The 18,085-nt window shown below is 46.1% G+C and carries 13 protein-coding genes; 7 read left to right on the forward strand and 6 right to left on the reverse strand.

The features are described 5' to 3' along the window. The first annotated feature begins 38 nt into the window (after positions 1-38). The 3 genes from ACVBDU_RS08450 (at position 39) to ACVBDU_RS08460 (ending at position 4,034) form a co-directional block, all read left to right on the forward strand. Entirely contained in the window at positions 39-1,619 is a 1,581-nt protein-coding gene (locus ACVBDU_RS08450) for a glycerol-3-phosphate dehydrogenase/oxidase (RefSeq protein WP_447179313.1), read from the forward strand. A 123-nt stretch (positions 1,620-1,742) separates the two neighbouring features. Next, positions 1,743-3,230, forward strand: a complete 1,488-nt coding sequence (gene glpK, locus ACVBDU_RS08455) for a glycerol kinase GlpK (protein WP_447179314.1) — start codon at positions 1,743-1,745, stop codon at positions 3,228-3,230. Between the two features lie 75 nt (positions 3,231-3,305). Continuing rightward, on the forward strand, positions 3,306-4,034 hold the full coding sequence (locus tag ACVBDU_RS08460; protein WP_447179315.1) for an MIP/aquaporin family protein: 729 nt from the start codon (positions 3,306-3,308) through the stop codon (positions 4,032-4,034). Between the two features lie 80 nt (positions 4,035-4,114). On the opposite strand, the gene ACVBDU_RS08465 is transcribed toward ACVBDU_RS08460, so the two are convergent. Together ACVBDU_RS08465 and ACVBDU_RS08470 are read right to left on the reverse strand one after the other, a co-directional pair. Continuing rightward, positions 4,115-6,538: an alpha/beta hydrolase family protein gene (locus ACVBDU_RS08465; protein ID WP_447179316.1), complete on the reverse strand. Its 2,424-nt coding sequence runs from the start codon at positions 6,536-6,538 to the stop codon at positions 4,115-4,117. Between the two features lie 141 nt (positions 6,539-6,679). Next, positions 6,680-7,885 (reverse strand): DUF5009 domain-containing protein, encoded by a 1,206-nt coding sequence (locus ACVBDU_RS08470; protein ID WP_447179317.1) that lies wholly within the window; start codon positions 7,883-7,885, stop codon positions 6,680-6,682. A gap of 183 nt (positions 7,886-8,068) precedes the next feature. Here ACVBDU_RS08470 and ACVBDU_RS08475 point away from each other — a divergent pair, with 183 nt between their 5' ends. Continuing rightward, positions 8,069-9,079, forward strand: coding sequence for a 3-oxoacyl-ACP synthase III family protein (locus tag ACVBDU_RS08475; RefSeq protein ID WP_447179318.1), 1,011 nt, complete (start codon positions 8,069-8,071; stop codon positions 9,077-9,079). 151 nt (positions 9,080-9,230) lie between these two features. On the opposite strand, the gene ACVBDU_RS08480 is transcribed toward ACVBDU_RS08475, so the two are convergent. Then, complete coding sequence (locus tag ACVBDU_RS08480) at positions 9,231-10,187, reverse strand: hypothetical protein (RefSeq protein WP_447179319.1); 957 nt, start codon at positions 10,185-10,187, stop codon at positions 9,231-9,233. A 172-nt stretch (positions 10,188-10,359) separates the two neighbouring features. On the opposite strand from ACVBDU_RS08480, the gene ACVBDU_RS08485 reads away from it, so the two are divergent. Next, entirely contained in the window at positions 10,360-11,508 is a 1,149-nt protein-coding gene (locus ACVBDU_RS08485; protein WP_447179320.1) for a cysteine desulfurase family protein, read from the forward strand. Between the two features lie 117 nt (positions 11,509-11,625). Here ACVBDU_RS08485 and ACVBDU_RS08490 read toward each other — a convergent pair whose 3' ends face one another. Beyond that, positions 11,626-12,255: a hypothetical protein gene (locus ACVBDU_RS08490; RefSeq protein WP_447179321.1), complete on the reverse strand. Its 630-nt coding sequence runs from the start codon at positions 12,253-12,255 to the stop codon at positions 11,626-11,628. Positions 12,256-12,415: 160 nt separating this feature from the next. After that, positions 12,416-14,116, reverse strand: coding sequence for a M23 family metallopeptidase (locus ACVBDU_RS08495; protein ID WP_447179322.1), 1,701 nt, complete (start codon positions 14,114-14,116; stop codon positions 12,416-12,418). 257 nt (positions 14,117-14,373) lie between these two features. Between ACVBDU_RS08495 and bshC the strand changes: the two genes are divergently transcribed. Then, positions 14,374-15,975, forward strand: coding sequence for a bacillithiol biosynthesis cysteine-adding enzyme BshC (gene bshC / locus ACVBDU_RS08500; protein ID WP_447179323.1), 1,602 nt, complete (start codon positions 14,374-14,376; stop codon positions 15,973-15,975). 4 nt (positions 15,976-15,979) lie between these two features. On the opposite strand, the gene ACVBDU_RS08505 is transcribed toward bshC, so the two are convergent. Beyond that, a complete protein-coding gene (locus ACVBDU_RS08505; RefSeq protein WP_447179324.1) occupies positions 15,980-16,519 on the reverse strand; it encodes a pyridoxamine 5'-phosphate oxidase family protein in 540 nt (179 codons plus the stop codon). Between the two features lie 137 nt (positions 16,520-16,656). Here ACVBDU_RS08505 and ACVBDU_RS08510 point away from each other — a divergent pair, with 137 nt between their 5' ends. Next, the gene (locus tag ACVBDU_RS08510) at positions 16,657-18,030 is read left to right on the forward strand and encodes a pyridoxal phosphate-dependent decarboxylase family protein (RefSeq protein ID WP_447179325.1); all 1,374 of its coding nucleotides are present in this window, start codon (positions 16,657-16,659) and stop codon (positions 18,028-18,030) included. The last annotated feature ends 55 nt before the right edge of the window (positions 18,031-18,085 follow it).

Below are 18,085 nucleotides of genomic sequence, written 5' to 3' on the forward strand. Positions count from 1 at the left end.
GATAAACGAAACTTTTTGTAAAAAATGAAAAGAAAAAGATGGGTAATGAAACTAAACGGTTCCGGAGGGAAGAATTGCTCAGGGAACTGGAAAAAAATGAAAAATGGGATGTTATTGTTATCGGTGGTGGAGCAACAGGGCTTGGGGTTGCTCTGGACAGCGTAAGCCGCGGGTATAAAACCCTGGTATTGGAGCAGGCCGACTTTGCCAAGGGAACATCCAGCCGCAGTACCAAACTGGTTCACGGCGGTGTCCGCTACCTGGCACAGGGAAATATAGGATTGGTACGGGAAGCCCTGCGCGAAAGAGGGCTGTTGCTTAAAAATGCGCCGCACCTGGTGAAGAACCAGTCGTTTGTTATTCCCAATTACCGGTGGTGGGGAGGTGCCTTTTATACCGTCGGCTTGAAAGTGTACGACCTGCTTGCGGGAAGCCTTAGCCTTGGCTCTTCGGTATATATCCGAAAAGATGAAGCGTTGCGGAGGGTGCCGACAATTAAACAGGAAGGATTGCGAGGCGGCGTGCTGTATCACGACGGACAGTTCGATGATTCCCGTCTGGCGGTAAACCTTGCCCAAACCTGTGTAGAGCACGGAGCAGTAGTGCTAAATTATACGGAAGTTAACGGATTGCTGAAAAAAAACGACAGTATAGACGGCGTTATAGCTACCGATAAGGAAACAGGGAAAGTATATGATCTCCGGGGGGATGTAGTGGTGAATGCCACAGGTATATTTGTGGATAACATTCTGCGTATGGAGACGCCGGGGAGTAAAGACCTCGTGCGCCCCAGCCAGGGAGTACATCTTGTGCTCGACAAATCCTTTCTCCCCGGGGAAGACGCGGTTATGATACCGAAAACAGATGACGGCAGGGTGCTTTTTGCCGTGCCATGGCACAATAAAGTGGTGGTGGGAACTACGGATACCCCCCTGGATGAACACAGCCTGGAACCTCATGCCCTGGAAGAAGAAATCGTGTTTATACTGAAGACGGCCGGACGATACCTCACCAAAAAACCGGCCCGGGAAGATGTTCTGTCCGTATTTGCAGGATTGAGGCCGCTTGCTGCTACCGAGGGAGATTCCGGGAAAACCAAGGAAATTTCCAGGAGCCATAAAATATTGGTGTCGCAAGCAGGACTCCTTACCATAACCGGGGGGAAATGGACGACTTTCCGGAAGATGGGAGAAGATACCATAGATAAAGCCGTGACATTGGGGAAATTACCGAAACAAGACAGCAAAAGTGCTGCAATGGCCATTCATGGAGCGAAACCATCGCCGGACTTTAACGATCCTTTGTATGTTTACGGAAGCGACCGGGAACACGTTTTGGCACTGATCGAAGAAAATCCCGCATTGGAGGAAAACCTCGATGATGCTCTTCCTTACAGGAAAGCCGAGGTGGTATGGGCTGCCCGCTATGAAATGGCGAGAACAGTAGAAGATGTGCTGGCGAGGCGTACCAGGGCACTTTTCCTGGACGCAAAGGCTGCGGTACGAATGGCAGGAAAAACAGCAGAATTACTGGCTATAGAACTGGGTAAGGATGAGCAATGGCAAAAAGAACAGGTGCACGCCTTTGAAAAAGTAGCCCGGAATTATATTATTGAGTGAAACGAACATGATCAAAATTCATGGAAATTAAATTTTTATCATGTACTAAACATTTTAGCTTAAAAAAATAAACGGAAAAGTCAAGATGAGTTCAATACAGTCTACCCTAAATAACCCGATACTATGAAACAATATATTTTAGCCTTAGACCAGGGCACCACCAGTTCCAGGGCGATCCTGTTTGATGAAAAGGGACAGATCGTTTCCGTAGCGCAGAAAGAATTTACCCAGATATTCCCCAAACCGGGCTGGGTGGAGCACAACGCGTTGGAAATATGGTCTACGCAGGCGGGAGTAGCGGCAGAGGTAGTAACCAAAATAGGCCTGAACGGTAAGAGCATTGCCGCAATGGGAATTACCAACCAGCGGGAAACTGTTATTGTTTGGGACCGGAACACCGGTACTCCCGTATACAATGCCATTGTCTGGCAGGACCGCCGTACCGCCGGGTATTGTGCGGAACTGAAAAAGCAGGGGAAAGAGGAACTCATACGCCAAAAAACCGGACTGATCATAGATTCGTATTTCTCTGCGACCAAGGTAAAATGGATACTGGACAATGTTCCCGGGGCCAGGGAAAAAGCAGAAGCAGGCGACCTGGTTTGTGGTACGGTGGATAGCTGGATCATCTGGAATTTTACCAAGGGAGAACTGCACATAACCGATGTGACCAATGCATCCCGGACCTTGCTTTTCAATATCAACAGTATGGAATGGGATGACGAATTGCTGGAACTGTTTACCATTCCGCGAAGTATGTTACCCGAAGTAAAACAATCCAGTGAAGTGTATGGACATTCCAAGACCACGGTATTTGCTACGCCTATTCCTATTGCCGGTATAGGAGGAGACCAGCAGGCAGCACTTTTCGGGCAGATGTGTATCACCCCGGGTATGGTAAAGAATACTTACGGTACCGGGTGTTTCATGCTGATGAATATCGGGGACAAGCCCAAACTTTCCGAAAATAACCTGCTTACTACCGTGGCATGGAAGATCGACGGTAAAACGCAATACGCCCTGGAAGGCAGTATTTTTATAGCCGGTGCCGTTGTACAATGGCTCCGGGATGGCCTGAAGTTTATCCGGACGTCCGATGAAATAGAACAACTGGCCACACAAGTGAAAGACACCGACGGCGTATATTTTGTTCCCGCCTTTGCCGGGCTGGGAGCCCCCCACTGGGACCCGGATGCGCGGGGCACTATGGTGGGGTTGAGCCGGGGTACGACATCCGCCCATATAGCCCGTGCGGCACTGGAATCCATAGCATACCAGACAGCCGATGTGCTGAATGCCATGCAGGCCGATGCCGGGCTGAAGATCAAAGAACTTCGCGTAGACGGCGGTGCTGCAGTAAACAATTTGTTGATGCAGTTTCAATCCGATCTCCTGCGATGCGATGTCATAAGGCCCAATGTTGTGGAAACAACCGCCCTGGGAGCAGCTTACCTTGCCGGACTGGCAATCGGGTACTGGAAAAATATCGATGAGATACAACAGTTGTGGCAGATGGAGAAAACGTTTACTCCCGATCCGGAGAAAGAGATGAAAGAAGGAATTGCCGGGTGGAAAAAGGCTATCAAGGCCACACGAAGCTGGAGCGAATAAAATTTTCGGAACCGGGATTACCCTTGTCCGTGATATGTGAAAAAATGTTTAACCCGAAATATATTCATAATATACATGACACCATTTGTGGCTGAATTTTTAGGAACCATGCTCCTCATTCTTTTAGGGGACGGAGTTGTTGCCAATGTAGTGCTGAAGGATACGAAAGGAAATAACGGGGGGTGGATTGTCATTTCCACCGCCTGGGCCCTGGCCGTTTTTGTGGGCGTAACCGTGGCAGCACCATATAGCGGGGCCCATATAAACCCTGCGGTAACTATTGCACTGGCCGTAGCGGGGCAGTTTGCCTGGGGAAGTGTGGCATCTTACATTATAGCCCAGGTATTGGGAGCTATGGCAGGGGCTTTCCTGGTATGGCTTATGTACCGGGACCATTTTAACCGCACGGAAAATAAAGGAGCAGTACTGGCCGTTTTCTGTACCGGCCCGGCAATCAGGAGATATTCCTCCAACTTTATCAGTGAAGTGGTTGGTACCTTTGTCTTGCTTTTCACCATTTTTTATATCACCGGGGCGGAAATAACGTCTTCCGCAGAACCCATAGGACTTGGATCTGTAGGCGCGATCCCTGTTGCTTTTCTGGTATGGGCCATAGGCTTATCGCTCGGGGGTACCACGGGATATGCTATTAACCCGGCCAGGGATCTCGGACCGAGGATGATGCATGCCATATTGCCTATAAAAACAAAAGGAGGAAATGACTGGTCTTATGCCTGGGTCCCCGTGATCGGCCCTGTTATGGGGGGTGTCCTGGCGGCGGTTCTTTTTATGGTACTTCAATAAAAAGCCGGAACCCGGAAAAGCGCTGTTTGTCTCTGGCGCTTTCCCGGGTTCCGGCCGGTATGACAGGTCTGTACTCCTGTTTATTCTTTATTCTTCACATATTTTTCCAGCCATTGATCCTGTTCCCACAAAATGTGCAAAATAGATTCCTTAGCGGCATAACCGTGACTTTCTTTAGGTAACATAACCAGTCGGGCAGGGGCGCCGAAGCCTTTCAGGGCATTGAAATAACGTTCGCTCTGCATAGGATAGGTCCCGGAATTGTTGTCTGCATTCCCGTGAATGAGCAGTAAGGGAGTTTTCATTTTATCCGCATGCATAAAAGGCGACATACCGTTATAGATTTCCGGGGCTTCCCAGTAATTTCGTTCCTCGCTTTGAAAGCCGAAAGGAGTAAGGGTACGGTTATAAGCTCCGCTACGTGCTATTCCCGCTGCAAACAGATCGGAATGTGTAAGCAGGTTGGCGGTCATGAAGGCGCCGTAAGAATGTCCGCCTACAGCAACTCTTTCCCGGTCCACATATCCCAGGGCATCCACCGCATCTATCGCTGCTTTGGCATTGGCCACGAGTTGTTCCCGGAAGGTGTCATTCGGTTCTTTGTCCCCTTCTCCTATGATAGGGAAGGCGGCGCCATCCAGAACAACATATCCCCGGGTTACCCAGAATACGGGAGAACCGTAGGAAGGGAAAGTAAAGGAGTTGGGATTGGACGTTGTTTGCGCGGCACTGCTTTTGTCTTTGTATTCCCTGGGGTAAGCCCAGAGGATCATCGGCAGCTTTTCTTTTTTGTCCGTATCATAACCTTCCGGCAGGTACAGGGTGCCGCTCAGTTCCAGTCCGTCGTCCCTTTTGTAGGTGATAACCTCTTTGTGTACATTTTCAATACTTTGGAAAGGATTTTTAAAACTGGTTACGGCAACCGGCGCCATACGTTTTTTCAGGTTGCGGAGGTAATAGTTAGGGTATTCGTTTTTAGATTCGATACGCACCAGTATTTCTCCTTTTCCGGCATCGATTACAGAGTGGATGTTTTCCAGTTTGTCCGTGAATTGCGATTGGTACAGGCGGTTCTTTTTCAGACTGGTCAGGTTAATTTCGTCAAGGAAAGGAAACTGACCTTTATCCGAATACCCGTCTCCGATAAGAAAGGCGCTGTTACCATCCAGTTTCAGAGCATACTGACCATATTCGTTTTTCTCCGTTTCGAAGTTTCCGGGGTCGCTGTATTTATCCTGGTAATTCCGGTCAAATACTACTTTAGCTTCTTTCCCCGCTTGGGAAGGATTGAATATATAGGTTTTCGTATTCCGGTCGTTCCACCACCTGTCTGTCAGAACCGCAACGCGGTCATTTCCCCAGGTGATTCCGGAAAACCTGTTGATGGTTTTTACCAGAGATTCCGGATTTCCCTTAAACGGGGCTTCCAGGGTAAATACTTCGTCCCGGAAAGGAACTTCTTTTTCCGGATCGCCACCATCGAGGGCTTCTACCCATACTACGGTAGCTGGCTTGTCCGCACGCCACGAAATACTTCTCTTTCCTTGTTTTGTTGCCATAAAGCCTTTAGGGAGGTCTTCTATAAGAGGGGTTTCTTCCACGGTTTTTACCAGGTTGCCGTCCAGGTCATATATGTTGATTGTTGAAGGGAAGCGGTATAATGGAACTATGTAGGAAAACGGGCGGTGCAGGGTAGTTATCATTACATATTTTCCATCCGGGGAGAAGCGTTCGCCTGAGTACATGGCTTTTTCTTTCCAGAGGGACTGATTACCTTCCAGGTCTACGCTGTACAGTTCCGAAGTAGTAAGAGTTTCAAAATTGAATTCATCGGCTTTACTTTTCAGCAGGTCCTGGTAAGTCCGGTTTTGGGCAAGAATACCGCTGCTCACCGTTACAGTAGGCCCGGAGGGTACGGCTTCTTCCGTGTCTATAAGTTCCGGCCTGTTTGCCGGGAGCATCCGTACAAGGAGAGATTTTCCGTCTTTAAACCAACTGAACGGATTGCCCATGTTGGCATTGGCACTGGCATCAGTCAGTTTTTTTGCCGCCCCGCTTGCCATGTCCAGTACCCATATTTCCACCCCGGTATCGGTAGTGTTGGTGAAGGCTATTTTCTTTTCGTCCGGCGAATGGGTGAAGTAGGACAACCTGGGATTTTCCGGAAGCCCCGTAACCTGCTTGGGTTCGGGGTCCTTTAGTTTCTTATATTTTATATTGTTGATAAATACGGCCCTGCTGGATATATTGGTCTTAGGGTTGATACGAAGACCGGCGAGACGAAGTTCATCTTCGGACAGTTCCGCTATGGTTTTGTAACTGTTGCGGTATAGCAATAGCATATTTTCCTTGTTGTTGTCTATCCGTACGGAAGGAGGCCGTTGAATATCCACCAGTTCCAGGATTTCTTTTGGTGGTTTTTGATACGTCAGGTTCTCCTGTGCCGGGGAGAAAAAAGAAAAACCGGCAAAGAGGAGTGAGGAGAGGAATACATTTAGTTTCATTGTGGAATTTTTATAATTCCGGTAAAGTTGCTAAAAAAAGCTATAAATAAACTTAAATATTTCTTAAAATGAGATAAACATACGGGTTTGAGAAATGAAAAAGAGGGTTATTGAAGTTCTGGTATATAATTGTTTTATCTCTTATAACTTTAACCGGATTCCCGCCTTGGACAACAACCTGGCAAGGCCTATCATGGCCAGGGCCCAGGCTAAAGACCCGATGACAGCCAGGAGCGGGGAATGTTCCTGTTTGTAAAAGAAGAAGGGGAGGTGAAATCCCCAAAGAATAAAATATAAGATATCCGGAGCCAGATAGGTGGTCAGTGAGTTTTGTCCCGCCGGCAGAAAGACGTTACCCCACGAAATGATTTTCCGGAAGTCTATGATATAAAATAATATACAAAACACGAGAATACTAATGCCGTTACAGACCATTGCCCACGAAGGCGTACCCGAAATTTTGGAAAGGATAAACCAGTTTCTCAATACAAATCCTGTGCAAAGGATCAGAATACCAAAAGGGATCAGGATACGGAGCAGTTTTGTGAAATGGTCCTTATTCCTCTTTAAAATAACTCCGGTCAGGAGACCGCAAAGTACAATGGAGGGTGTGGTGCCACTAAGTAATACCCCGAAATAGGGCTGTATGGGGTTCAAAAAGGTTAACAAATCGAGTTGGGAGAAGATGTTCAATGCGATAAAACCTATCCAGACCGCAAAAATACTTTTCAGGTTCTCTCCGGTTAGTAAAAGAGTAACGGCCGCTGCAAAATATCCCCATCCTATAAGTCCCAGTATGCCCCACCATTGCGGGGAAATCCATTCCGGGTCTTCCGCTGTCCCTGCCCGAAAGAGAAAGGCCAACAGTATTAGCCCTGCAATACCCGTTAAACGGAGACTTCGATATAGTTTTTGTCTCCCCGTGTTTTCCGGATATTTATTCCAGATGAGGAAGATACATAGGTATACCAGGATAGCCCAGGTGTAAGTACCTATACCTGTAAGTTGTGGATTCAGCGTGGAAACATTCACCATAAAAACCCCGATAATAAGCAAACTTACAGTTCTTCCTATAATATGAAGGAATATCTTTCTTTTGTTTTCACCTCTTTTTTTTCTTGATATAAAGGCGAACGGAATAGAAAGACCAACCATAAACAGAAAGCCGGGAAATACCCAGTCTGCGAGCCCCATGCCGTCCTCTGCTGCCTGTGTGTGTACCAGCCATTTGGGGACGCCGGGAACAAACAGGTCATTGACAAACAACATGAGGACGAGGGTAAGTCCCCTCATTATATCTATGGAAGCTATTCGTGTCTTGGTTGGTGCCTGGGGAATGGTCTGCATGGTCTTTAAAAAATTAAATATAGCAGTTTTTAGCGGATTAATTTATCTTCTTGAAGATACTGCAATAAAAAAATACTGTTTTAAGTAAGTGTTTTTTATAAGTTGTACATATTCACTAATTTTAGGTTAAATTGCATCCCTGATTTAGATTTTAACAAAAAAAGATACCTTAAAACAGAAAAAATGTATAATTCTAAAATTTCCGGTCTGGGGTATTATGTCCCCGGGAACGTGGTAACGAATGACGATTTCTCCAAAATAATGGATACTAATGACGAGTGGATACAGGAGCGTACCGGGATAAAGGAAAGGCGCCATGTAGTACGGGGAGACGGGGATACTACGGCCACTATGGGAGTGAAGGCTGCGAAAGTGGCTATAGAAAGAGCCGGAATAGATAAAGAAGATATAGATTTTATTGTGTTTGCTACCCTTAGTCCGGATTATTATTTTCCTGGGCCCGGAGTGATGGTGCAGAAGGAGCTTGGGATAAAAACGGTAGGTGCCCTGGACGTAAGAAACCAGTGTTCTGGTTTTATTTACGCGCTTTCCGTGGCCGATCAGTTTATAAAAACCGGAATGTACCGGAATATCCTGGTTATCGGTTCCGAACTGCATTCCACCGGATTGGATATGACCACCCGTGGCAGAGCGGTGTCCGTGATCTTTGGTGATGGGGCAGGAGCTGCGGTGGTAACCAGGGAAGAAGATAATACAAAGGGGATTTTATCCACCCATCTCCACTCCGAAGGCGAGCATGCGGAAGAGCTGGCACTTACCGCCCCGGGAATGGGAGGGCGCTGGGTGAAGGATATCCTCGAAGAAAACGATCCGGAAGATATATCGTATTATCCGTATATGAACGGCCAGTTTGTCTTTAAGAATGCCGTTGTGAGGTTCAGTGAAGTGATCCTGGAAGGATTAAAGCAAAATAACCTGCAACCCGGGGACATAAACATGTTAATCCCTCACCAGGCCAATCTGCGGATATCACAGTTTATACAACAGAAATTCGGACTTTCCGACGATCAGGTGCACAACAATATTCAGAAATACGGAAATACCACGGCAGCCTCTATTCCGATTGCCCTTACCGAAGCATGGGAGGAAGGAAAAATAAAAGAAGGAGACGTTGTGGTTCTCGCTGCATTTGGTAGCGGATTTACCTGGGGAAGTGCTGTTATCAGATGGTGATGATCCGGGTGAAACCGGTGTTTGTAAGCAAGTGTGTTATAGAGTCTCAACAAAATATACCAAAGGACAAAACATAGACAGCCGGTCTCCAGGCATTTTCCTGAAAGCTTTTGTCTCGCATAAAACTTCAGCCCGGAGTGTTTTTCCAGTATTAAGGGGTATCCCCTTCGGTGGTTATCGTAAATGTTCCGAAGTTAGCATTTTGTCCCAGGAGTCTTTCTTCATTGGCATTCAGCAGGATCATTTTCTGGAAATTGATCTGGTGTGAAAAACCTGTTCTGTCACTTGTTTCTGTCGTGGTGATTGCTATTTCGCCCTGGATAGCTTCATATCGCGCTAATTGTACAGGGGTTTCCGGTTTTTCCTCCAGGCAGAAATAATTGTCGGGCACTTCACCGTCGAATACATAAAAGAATACCCTTGATCCTTCGGTACCGATGGTACTTATTATAGGACTGTCTTCCTCTGTTTCTTCATTGCGGAACAAGCCTTCTTCCAGGTCCAGAACCAGGGCAATTCCCCTGTCGGTATTGTCGGTACCTGCTTTATATACCAGCGTGTCGTTGCAGTGTATGACATTGCTGAATTCGGCACCGATTGCCGCACTGGGCGGGATAGTGGTGTATGTTCCCAGGGGAAACCTGTTTTCAATTACCCGTTCCCCGGCATCATTCATCAATACTGCCCCGTGTATTACGATTCCGTGATTAAACCCGGTGCCGTCCGATTTGGGTGTGGAAAGGGCGCGTATAACCCCTCCCGTGGCTACCACTTCCTGAAGTACTGCGGGAGTGGAAGGCGGAACGGTGTTGCAAAAATACTCATTCGTTACGGCATTGTCGAAAAAACGATAGTATAACTGGGAATTTCCGGGAATGTTACTTTCAATACTGTCTGCAGTTACCCTGTTCCTTAGAAAATTGGATTCCAGCTGCAGTATGAGGGCTTCGTTGTCTGCAATTTTAAACAAGAGCCCGGTGTCTTCGAAATTAGTACAGCCTGTAATACTGCTTTCGGAAAAATCTACACGTTCTATGTCCAGATCGCCATCATTACAGCCGGTCAGTAATAAAATGGCAGGCAGTATTCCGAAGAAAGTATTTTTCATAAAAATATGTTTCATAGTAATATTTTCTCTTTCCGACAGGCCTGTATTTTTTAATACACGGGTATCTCTGTCTTTTCCCGGCAAAACCCTTAAATTTGCGCAGGCATTTCCGAAACAAAAGTAGTGGAAATGTATGTATAACGGACAATATTCCACATAATTTTAACAACCAATGCACAAGATATATCTGGATAATGCAGCTACGACAAGAGCGCGGGACGAGGTGCTGGAAGTACTCGGTACATCTCTCCGTGAAAACTATGGTAACCCTTCTTCTACGCATAGTTTCGGGCGCTCGGCCCGGACATTGATAGAAAAGGCACGTAAAACCATAGCGGGATATCTCCATGCTTCTCCGTCCGAGATTATTTTTACCTCCGGTGGCACCGAAGCTGATAATATGGTACTCCGCAGCGCTGTTCGGGATCTGGGAATACAAACTATTATCACTTCTAAAACAGAGCATCATGCGGTGTTGCATACGGCAGAACAACTGCAAAAGGAATACGCTATTGCTGTAAAGTACGTGGTGCCGGATCCGGATGGTACACCAAATCATGAACACCTGGAATGGTTACTCCAAAACGACGACAGCAAAAAGCTGGTAAGCCTTATGCATGTGAATAATGAGATAGGAAACAAAATAGATATCGCTGAGGTTGTCAGGATATGCAAGGAAAACGATGCGTTGTTCCATTCGGATGCGGTACAATCCATAGGGCATTGGGAATGGGACACGCAAAAGATCCCTGTAGATTTCCTCGCCGCTGCCGCACATAAATTTCACGGGCCCAAAGGGGTCGGTTTTGCGTATATCCGTAAAAAAACCGGGCTGAACCCCTTGATTTTCGGAGGTGAACAGGAAAGAGGATATCGCGCCGGAACGGAAAGTGTACACAATATTGTAGGGATGGAAGAAGCCCTGAGGTTGGCATACGACCATCTGGAAGAAGAAAGAACGTATATACTGGAGCTGAAAAACTACTTTGTAGAGCAACTCAGGGAAAAAATACCGGGAGTGGAGTTTAACGGAGGCTGTGCGGATAATAGCAGGAGTACATATACCCTGGTAAATGTACGTTTACCTTTTACCAGGGAAAAAGCGCAAATGTTGCTGTTTCACCTGGACCTGAAAGGTATAGCCTGTTCCGAAGGCAGCGCCTGCCAGAGTGGTAGCCTTACGGGTTCGCATGTACTCAGTGCCATACTCAGTGAAGAGGAATTACAGAAGCCTTCCCTGAGATTTTCATTTTCTTCCTTTAACACGAAAGAAGAACTGGATTACGTAGTGGAAACCCTGAAAGAATTCCGGGAAAGCTAGCTGATTTTCTTCCGAAGGTCTGATAAAAAATGGCATATATAGGGTTTCGATATATGCCATTTTTACAATATGCTTAAATCCCACCGAATCTAAAATCTAAAATCTCAATTCTAAGATCTATTTATCATACGGAAACTTCCTGGAAGCCTTTTTCATAATAGACTCTATAATATCACGGGTATTTTTCCCGGATTTTCGTGTTATGGTTTTTTCAAACTTCCACAGCAGTTTCCCGGTTTTTCCGTCACTGAGTTTTATAGCTATCCTGCCATAATCGCTTTTACCGCGTATAATATCAAAAAGGCTTGGGTTTTCCACTCCCTTGGAAATTAATTTTCGGAGGGTGAGGTTGCCGCTTATTATACCGTCAACATCCAGCAGTTTACACAGTTCTTCTGAAGTGTAGACATCCAGGTTTTCGATAGAGATTTCGTTTTTATTGAGAATGGCATTCGTGTTTTTTATATTCTGAAGGTTTACCCGGAACCCTTTGCGGTTTTTCTTTTTGGAAAAATAGCTTTCCAGGGCATTCTGTACCGCATATCCTTCTTTGGCCTCCAGTTTTTCCAATTCCTCTTCCGAGAGGTTTTCCATGTTTTCCAGTTCGAGGGTAGCCAGGAAAGGAAGAATGGCAAGCGTTTTATGATCTTTGGTTAGTTCTTCGAATTTCTGGCTTTCATAAATCGTTTTTTGCGCAAAAACCGGGGCTGTGCATAAAATAAATAATAAAAACAATGCTTTTTTCACTTGTAAGGTTTTTAAGCTGAATAACTCATCTCCTGGTGGTGTATCCGCAATGTCCGTAACGATTTTACCAACTGTGGTTCAGATATGTACAAAAAGCTTTTGTATACGGCTGGCCGGTCATTTACGATCTTTGGCATACGGTGGTGCAAAGGTACTGTTTTTACTTAGTTGCCCTATAAAATGTAGCGTTAAATGTGTTGTTGTTCCCTACATTATCCGTGACAGAAAGTTCCAGTTTGTGTTTGCTGTCGTTAAAACGGATGTCATCGAAATTATAGGTCAGGGTGTTGTCTTTCGGTTCGTATTCCATTAATATCCACCGGCCATTGATCGTTGCACGGTATGAAGCTATACCGCTGAGGTCATCGGATATCTTTATTTTCAGGTAGCGGTAATTGGATAGCCACTGGTCTTCCTTGAAATTGACCGGGGTTATTTTCGGGGCCGTGGTATCTTTTTGAAGGGTAAAAGTGCCGAGGTTCTTCGTATGTGTGGAAAATGTATCACCTCTTTTGTAAGTAGTCTCATAAGAAGGGCGCTTCCGGCGGTCCAGACGTGCAATGAAAAGTTGTTTTCGCTCTTCCTGCGGATAAGTGGAAACATCAAAAGACAAGGTGAAATTCCTTTGAAGCGGGACCTCGTCATTGTGAATTTCATAGGTGCCGTCACCATTATCCTTCAGGTCAAAATACAGGTCTTCGTAAAATGTGTGCGAAGGGAAGAAAACGGTAATATCGCCGGTAGCGTATATGTTATCCCGGTTAGTACGCAGGTAATTGGGAGTTATCTGTTTTTCTTTTTTGTGTACGATGTCCTGTTTTTTACCCGTTATCGGAATTTTAAGGATACTGTTGTTCCCCTCAAAGTCGTGTACTTCGATGATGATGTTATAATCCGAGCCGTCCAGGACATCAATAACTCCTTCATGCAGCCTTTTACTGTAAATACTCAGGCTGTTTCCCGGAGAAATAAAGCATTTTTGTATTCTTTGTCTTTCTCGGATATAATGCCCGTAATCGATAAGAGTGTTTATATGCCTGCTCTCCGCGAAAGAAAAGGTTTCGAAATCATAGTATAAATGTGTAGTTCCGTTAACAGACATCTGCACGGCATATGCCCCGTTTTTATTGTATGCCAGGTCCTGCCTGTCATAAGCACGGATACCAAAACCGATAGGGCCGTAAGCCTCGGTCTTGTCTGCCAGTAGCGTGCCGTCCGGTTGCCTGCTGAAATGTATGGGGAGCGGCTCCCCGGAACGGTTTACCTGCGAACTGTCGCTAAGCGGGTATGCATAAAGGTCTTGTATAAAAGGCGGTTCGGAATCTTTTACCCGGAGGCCGAAAAACAGCGGGTTTATCGGTTTTTCCGTTTTAGTGTCCCGTATTTCAAAATGAAGGTGGGGGCCGCCGCTGCCACCGGTGTTCCCGGTATAAGCGATGAGGTCGCCTTTCTCTACCGGCAATTCTGCAGATGCCGGGAAAAGTTCTATATCAAAAGACTCCTTACGATATTGCCTTTCTTTTATATAAGCTTCTATTTCGGGAGCGAATTTCTGCAGGTGAGCATAAACGGAAGTAAACCCGTTGGGATGTGTAATGTAAAGCGCCTTGCCGTATCCCCAGGGCGAAATTTTTATCCGGGAGACATATCCTCCGGCTACGGCATAAGTCTGTAATCCTTCCCGTTGCTGTGTTTTTATATCGGTTCCGGAATGGAAGTGGTTGGAACGCAGTTCACCAAAGGTACCGGAGAGCAGGAGCGGAATATCCAGAGGAGCGCGAAAATAATCTTTTGGATATGTTTCCTGGCCGGAGACAGTAATAAAAGTCAGGCTGGCAAAAAGTATGTGGAGTAAACGCATGAATAATTTCGGTTATGTGGCGCTAAAATAAAGAATAAGTACAAACAAGACAAAACAGTTGTTATCCGTTGTTTTAACACACGATCGTTTGTCTTCGGCAAATCCCCGGTGCTTAGGTCGGAAGCAGGATTGATTTTGTGTCTCACGTTTAGTATCTTGTGTGCCTGGAGGGGGGTGTGCTGACATCTTAACGTAATTTTTAGAAACCGTACCGCAAAGAATTTTATCTTTACCCCTCTAAAATTCGTATTAAAATTATGCCCGCAGAGTGTCTTTCATTCAGAAAAACCGGATATTTTTCGAAGCTGATATGTGATTATACGGAAAAAAAACAGGCCCTGAAGCCTTTTTACAGCCGTTTTCCGGAAATAAAGGCTTTCCGGGAGCAGATCGAAGAAAAGCACGCTTCTTTTCCAGCCGGAACACGTCGTGTATTGGTCGGAGCACTGGAAGACCAGTATAAAAACACGGATACATCCAGGGAAACCCTGTTTAACCTGCAGGCCTTATCTTCCGATAATACGTTTACCGTAACCACAGGACACCAGTTAAACCTTTTTACCGGTCCGGCCTATTTTGTATACAAGATAATCACTACCGTAAACCTGGCCCGGACCTTAAAATCCGAGTACCCGGATTATCATTTTGTTCCGGTGTACTGGATGGCGACGGAAGATCATGATTTTGAAGAGATCAACCATTTTAATTTGCACGGCAAAAACTTTCGCTGGAACAGGTCTTCCGGGGGGGCGGTAGGTGAGTTTTCCACAGACGGGCTGGAAGAAGTATTCCGGTTGTTTGCTGCCGAACTCGGACCGGGAGAGCATGCGGAATATCTGAAAGATCTGTTTCGGCAAGCTTACCTGGAACACACCGGCCTGGCCGAAGCCACCAGGTTTTTGGTAAATAAGCTTTTTAGTGAATACGGGCTTGTAATTGTAGATGGAAATGATCCGGCGCTTAAAAAACTGTTTATTCCGTATGCGGAAAATGACCTGCTTCGGAATACGGCTTATCACAGTGTCTCCGAAACTTCGGAAGCTCTTAAAGAAACGGATGATGATTACGGATTGCAGGTGAATCCGAGGGAAATTAATCTTTTTTATCTGGACAAGGGCCTGAGGGAACGCATAGAAAAAAACGGGAACAGTTATTCTGTTCACGATACGGATATGAAATGGGAGAAAGACGAATTGTTGAAACACCTGCACGAAATGCCGCAGAAGTTCTCCCCGAACGTATTGCTCCGTCCGTTGTACCAGGAGGTCGTATTACCCAATCTCTGTTATATAGGCGGCGGTGGAGAAATAGCTTACTGGCTGCAGTTGAAAGGTTTTTTTGAAAAGGAAAAAGTACCCTTTCCCGTATTGCTGGTACGTAATTCTGTTCTGCTAACAGACACTGTACAACGGGAAAAACTGGCGAAACTGAATATTACCCCGGCCACACTGTTTCTGAAACGCGATGCTTTTATCAATAAAAAAGTGCGGGAGATAAGTGATATTGATATCGACTTTTCTCCGCAAAAGAAATATCTGCAGGAACAGTTCAAAGGAATGTACGAACTTGCCGAAAAGACCGATAAAACCTTTTTAAATGCTGTTAAAGCCCAGGAAGAGAAGCAGCTCAAAGGTCTGGAAAAACTGGAAAAACGACTTTTGAAGGCGCAGAAGCGCAAATTATCGGACCAGGTGGTCCGGATGACAGATATACAGAACGAATTGTTTCCCGGGCAGTCCCTGCAGGAAAGAACGGCAAATTTTTCGCAGTTTTACCTGGAGTATGGCGAAAAACTTATTCCCGGACTCATCCGGGAGTTAAAGCCCCTGGAAGGAGATTTTTGTATTCTGACGTTCTGATGGTTTACGGTACGAGATAGTTGCTGTTCCAGGAATTGCCTTTCCGGGTATACAATATCCGCAGGTGGTTTATTTTTTGCAGCTTTACGTATTCTATCTTTTCCGGAACCAGTCTCAATACGGTAAAATAGTGAATATTGTCCTGGTGCTCCACATCCGAAGGGTCCTGGATCATGGTTCCCGGCGGTAATTCCGTAATATAATCTTTCCTCGACCTGGGTTTTATCCGGTTCCAGAGTTCCAGTATAACCTGTTCGTCTTTTTCTATATGTACATTGGCGGTCATGGTTACCTGGACAAACTTCGAAGAATTAAAAAACAGGAGGCTTACCTCGCTGTTTTCCCGGATATGCATCATTTTCTTGGAACGACTGTCCGTATATGCTGTAAGCGTAAAGTCATCTGCCACATTCCGGAGTACCAGTGTGCGCTGCCTTACATGACCGTGCAAACCGCAGGTGGCCATAGAAAAATAGCGAAAACGGTGTTTGGGCTTGCCGATTGCTTTTTTCAGGTCGTTTTGTATGGAATCAAGAATATTCATAAGGTCGGAGTGTATTTAGAGCATTAATTTACGATATATTTTTCATTCTTCACAACAATATGTATTTTCCATATGCGTATTTTACAGTTCAGTGCTAAAAGGACAATAATGTATCTTTGTGCGAAAAGAATCGACATATGCATAATATAGATATGGATGTGGTAGAAATGACGCTGGATGTCATGAAGTATGCCATAAACAGGATTACCCAGACCTCTCCGGAACTGGGGCATCCGAAAAAGGAGGAAGAACTTCGCAGGCTGGTCGGAGAAACCATTACCCCGGAAGGAATCGGAGGGGAAAAAGCCTTTCAGTTGTTCCGGGACATATTGGTTAAGGCAACAGTCCCTATAGATCATCCGAGACATCTTGCCTTTGTACCTGCTTCCCCTACGCGTGCAGCGGTGATGTTCGACCTGGTTACCTCGGCTTCCAGTATTCATGGAGCTTACTGGATGGAGGGAGCGGGCGGCATATATTGCGAAAACGAAGCGATGAAATGGCTGGTGTCCCTGACCGGGCTCCCGAAAGGGGCTTTCGGGGTATTTACCAGCGGAGGAACTGCCGCTAACCTGTCCGCGATGGTTACTGCCCGTGAAAACTGGCGATCGGTTTCCGGGGAACATGCCAGGGATAGGGGAGTGGTGATCACCTCTGTCGGTGCTCATTCATCCATTAAAGCGATGGCCAAAGTGATTGATGCCGATGTGCACCTGGTAGATTCGGAAGACAGGCTTACCGGGGAAGGTCTTCGGGGAACCATAGAAAACCTGTCTCCGGAACAGAGAAACAGGTTGTTTGCCGTAGTAGCTACGGGGGGAACAACCAATGCGGGAATTATTGATGACCTGGAAGGTATAGCTGCGATATGTGAAAAAGAAAACCTGTGGTTCCATGTAGATGCCGCTTACGGGGGAGGTGCCCTGGCTGCCGATTCGGTAAGGCATTTGTTCCTGGGAATAGAGAAGGCCGACAGTATTACCATAGATCCGCATAAATGGCTTTTTTCGCCATATGATTGTGGCGCCGTGATCTATAAAAACCCGGAACTTGCCAGGCAGGCCCATGCGCAGGAAGGGTCTTACCTGGATATTTTTAAAGATGAGGGCGCGCGCGGTTTTAATCCCGCCGACTACCAGATACAGCTTACCAGGAGGGTGCGGGGATTACCCCTGTGGTTTTCACTGGCAATGCACGGCACCGGGATGTATAAGGAAGCCGTGGAACGGGGTATAGAACTTGCAAAGATAGCCGGAAGGCTAATTGAGAAAGATCCCGACCTGGAACTCGTCCGGGAACCGAGTCTTTCCTGTGTGCTCTATCGCCGGAAAGGTTGGGTGCCGGAAGATTATACCAACTGGACATATAAAAACCACAAGGCAGGCCTGGCGCTCGTTACTCCCACCAAATGGAAAAACGGGGAGGAATACGAGACCGTTTCCCGTTTTTGTTTTATAAATCCCGATACCACCGAAGAAGATATAAAAATGATCCTGGATACAATGAAATAGCCCGAAAAAAGGAGCTTCGTACTTTTGTGAATAATTAAAAGGACGGAAATTGGGA

It is taken from the genome of Sinomicrobium endophyticum (genome assembly GCF_052983315.1).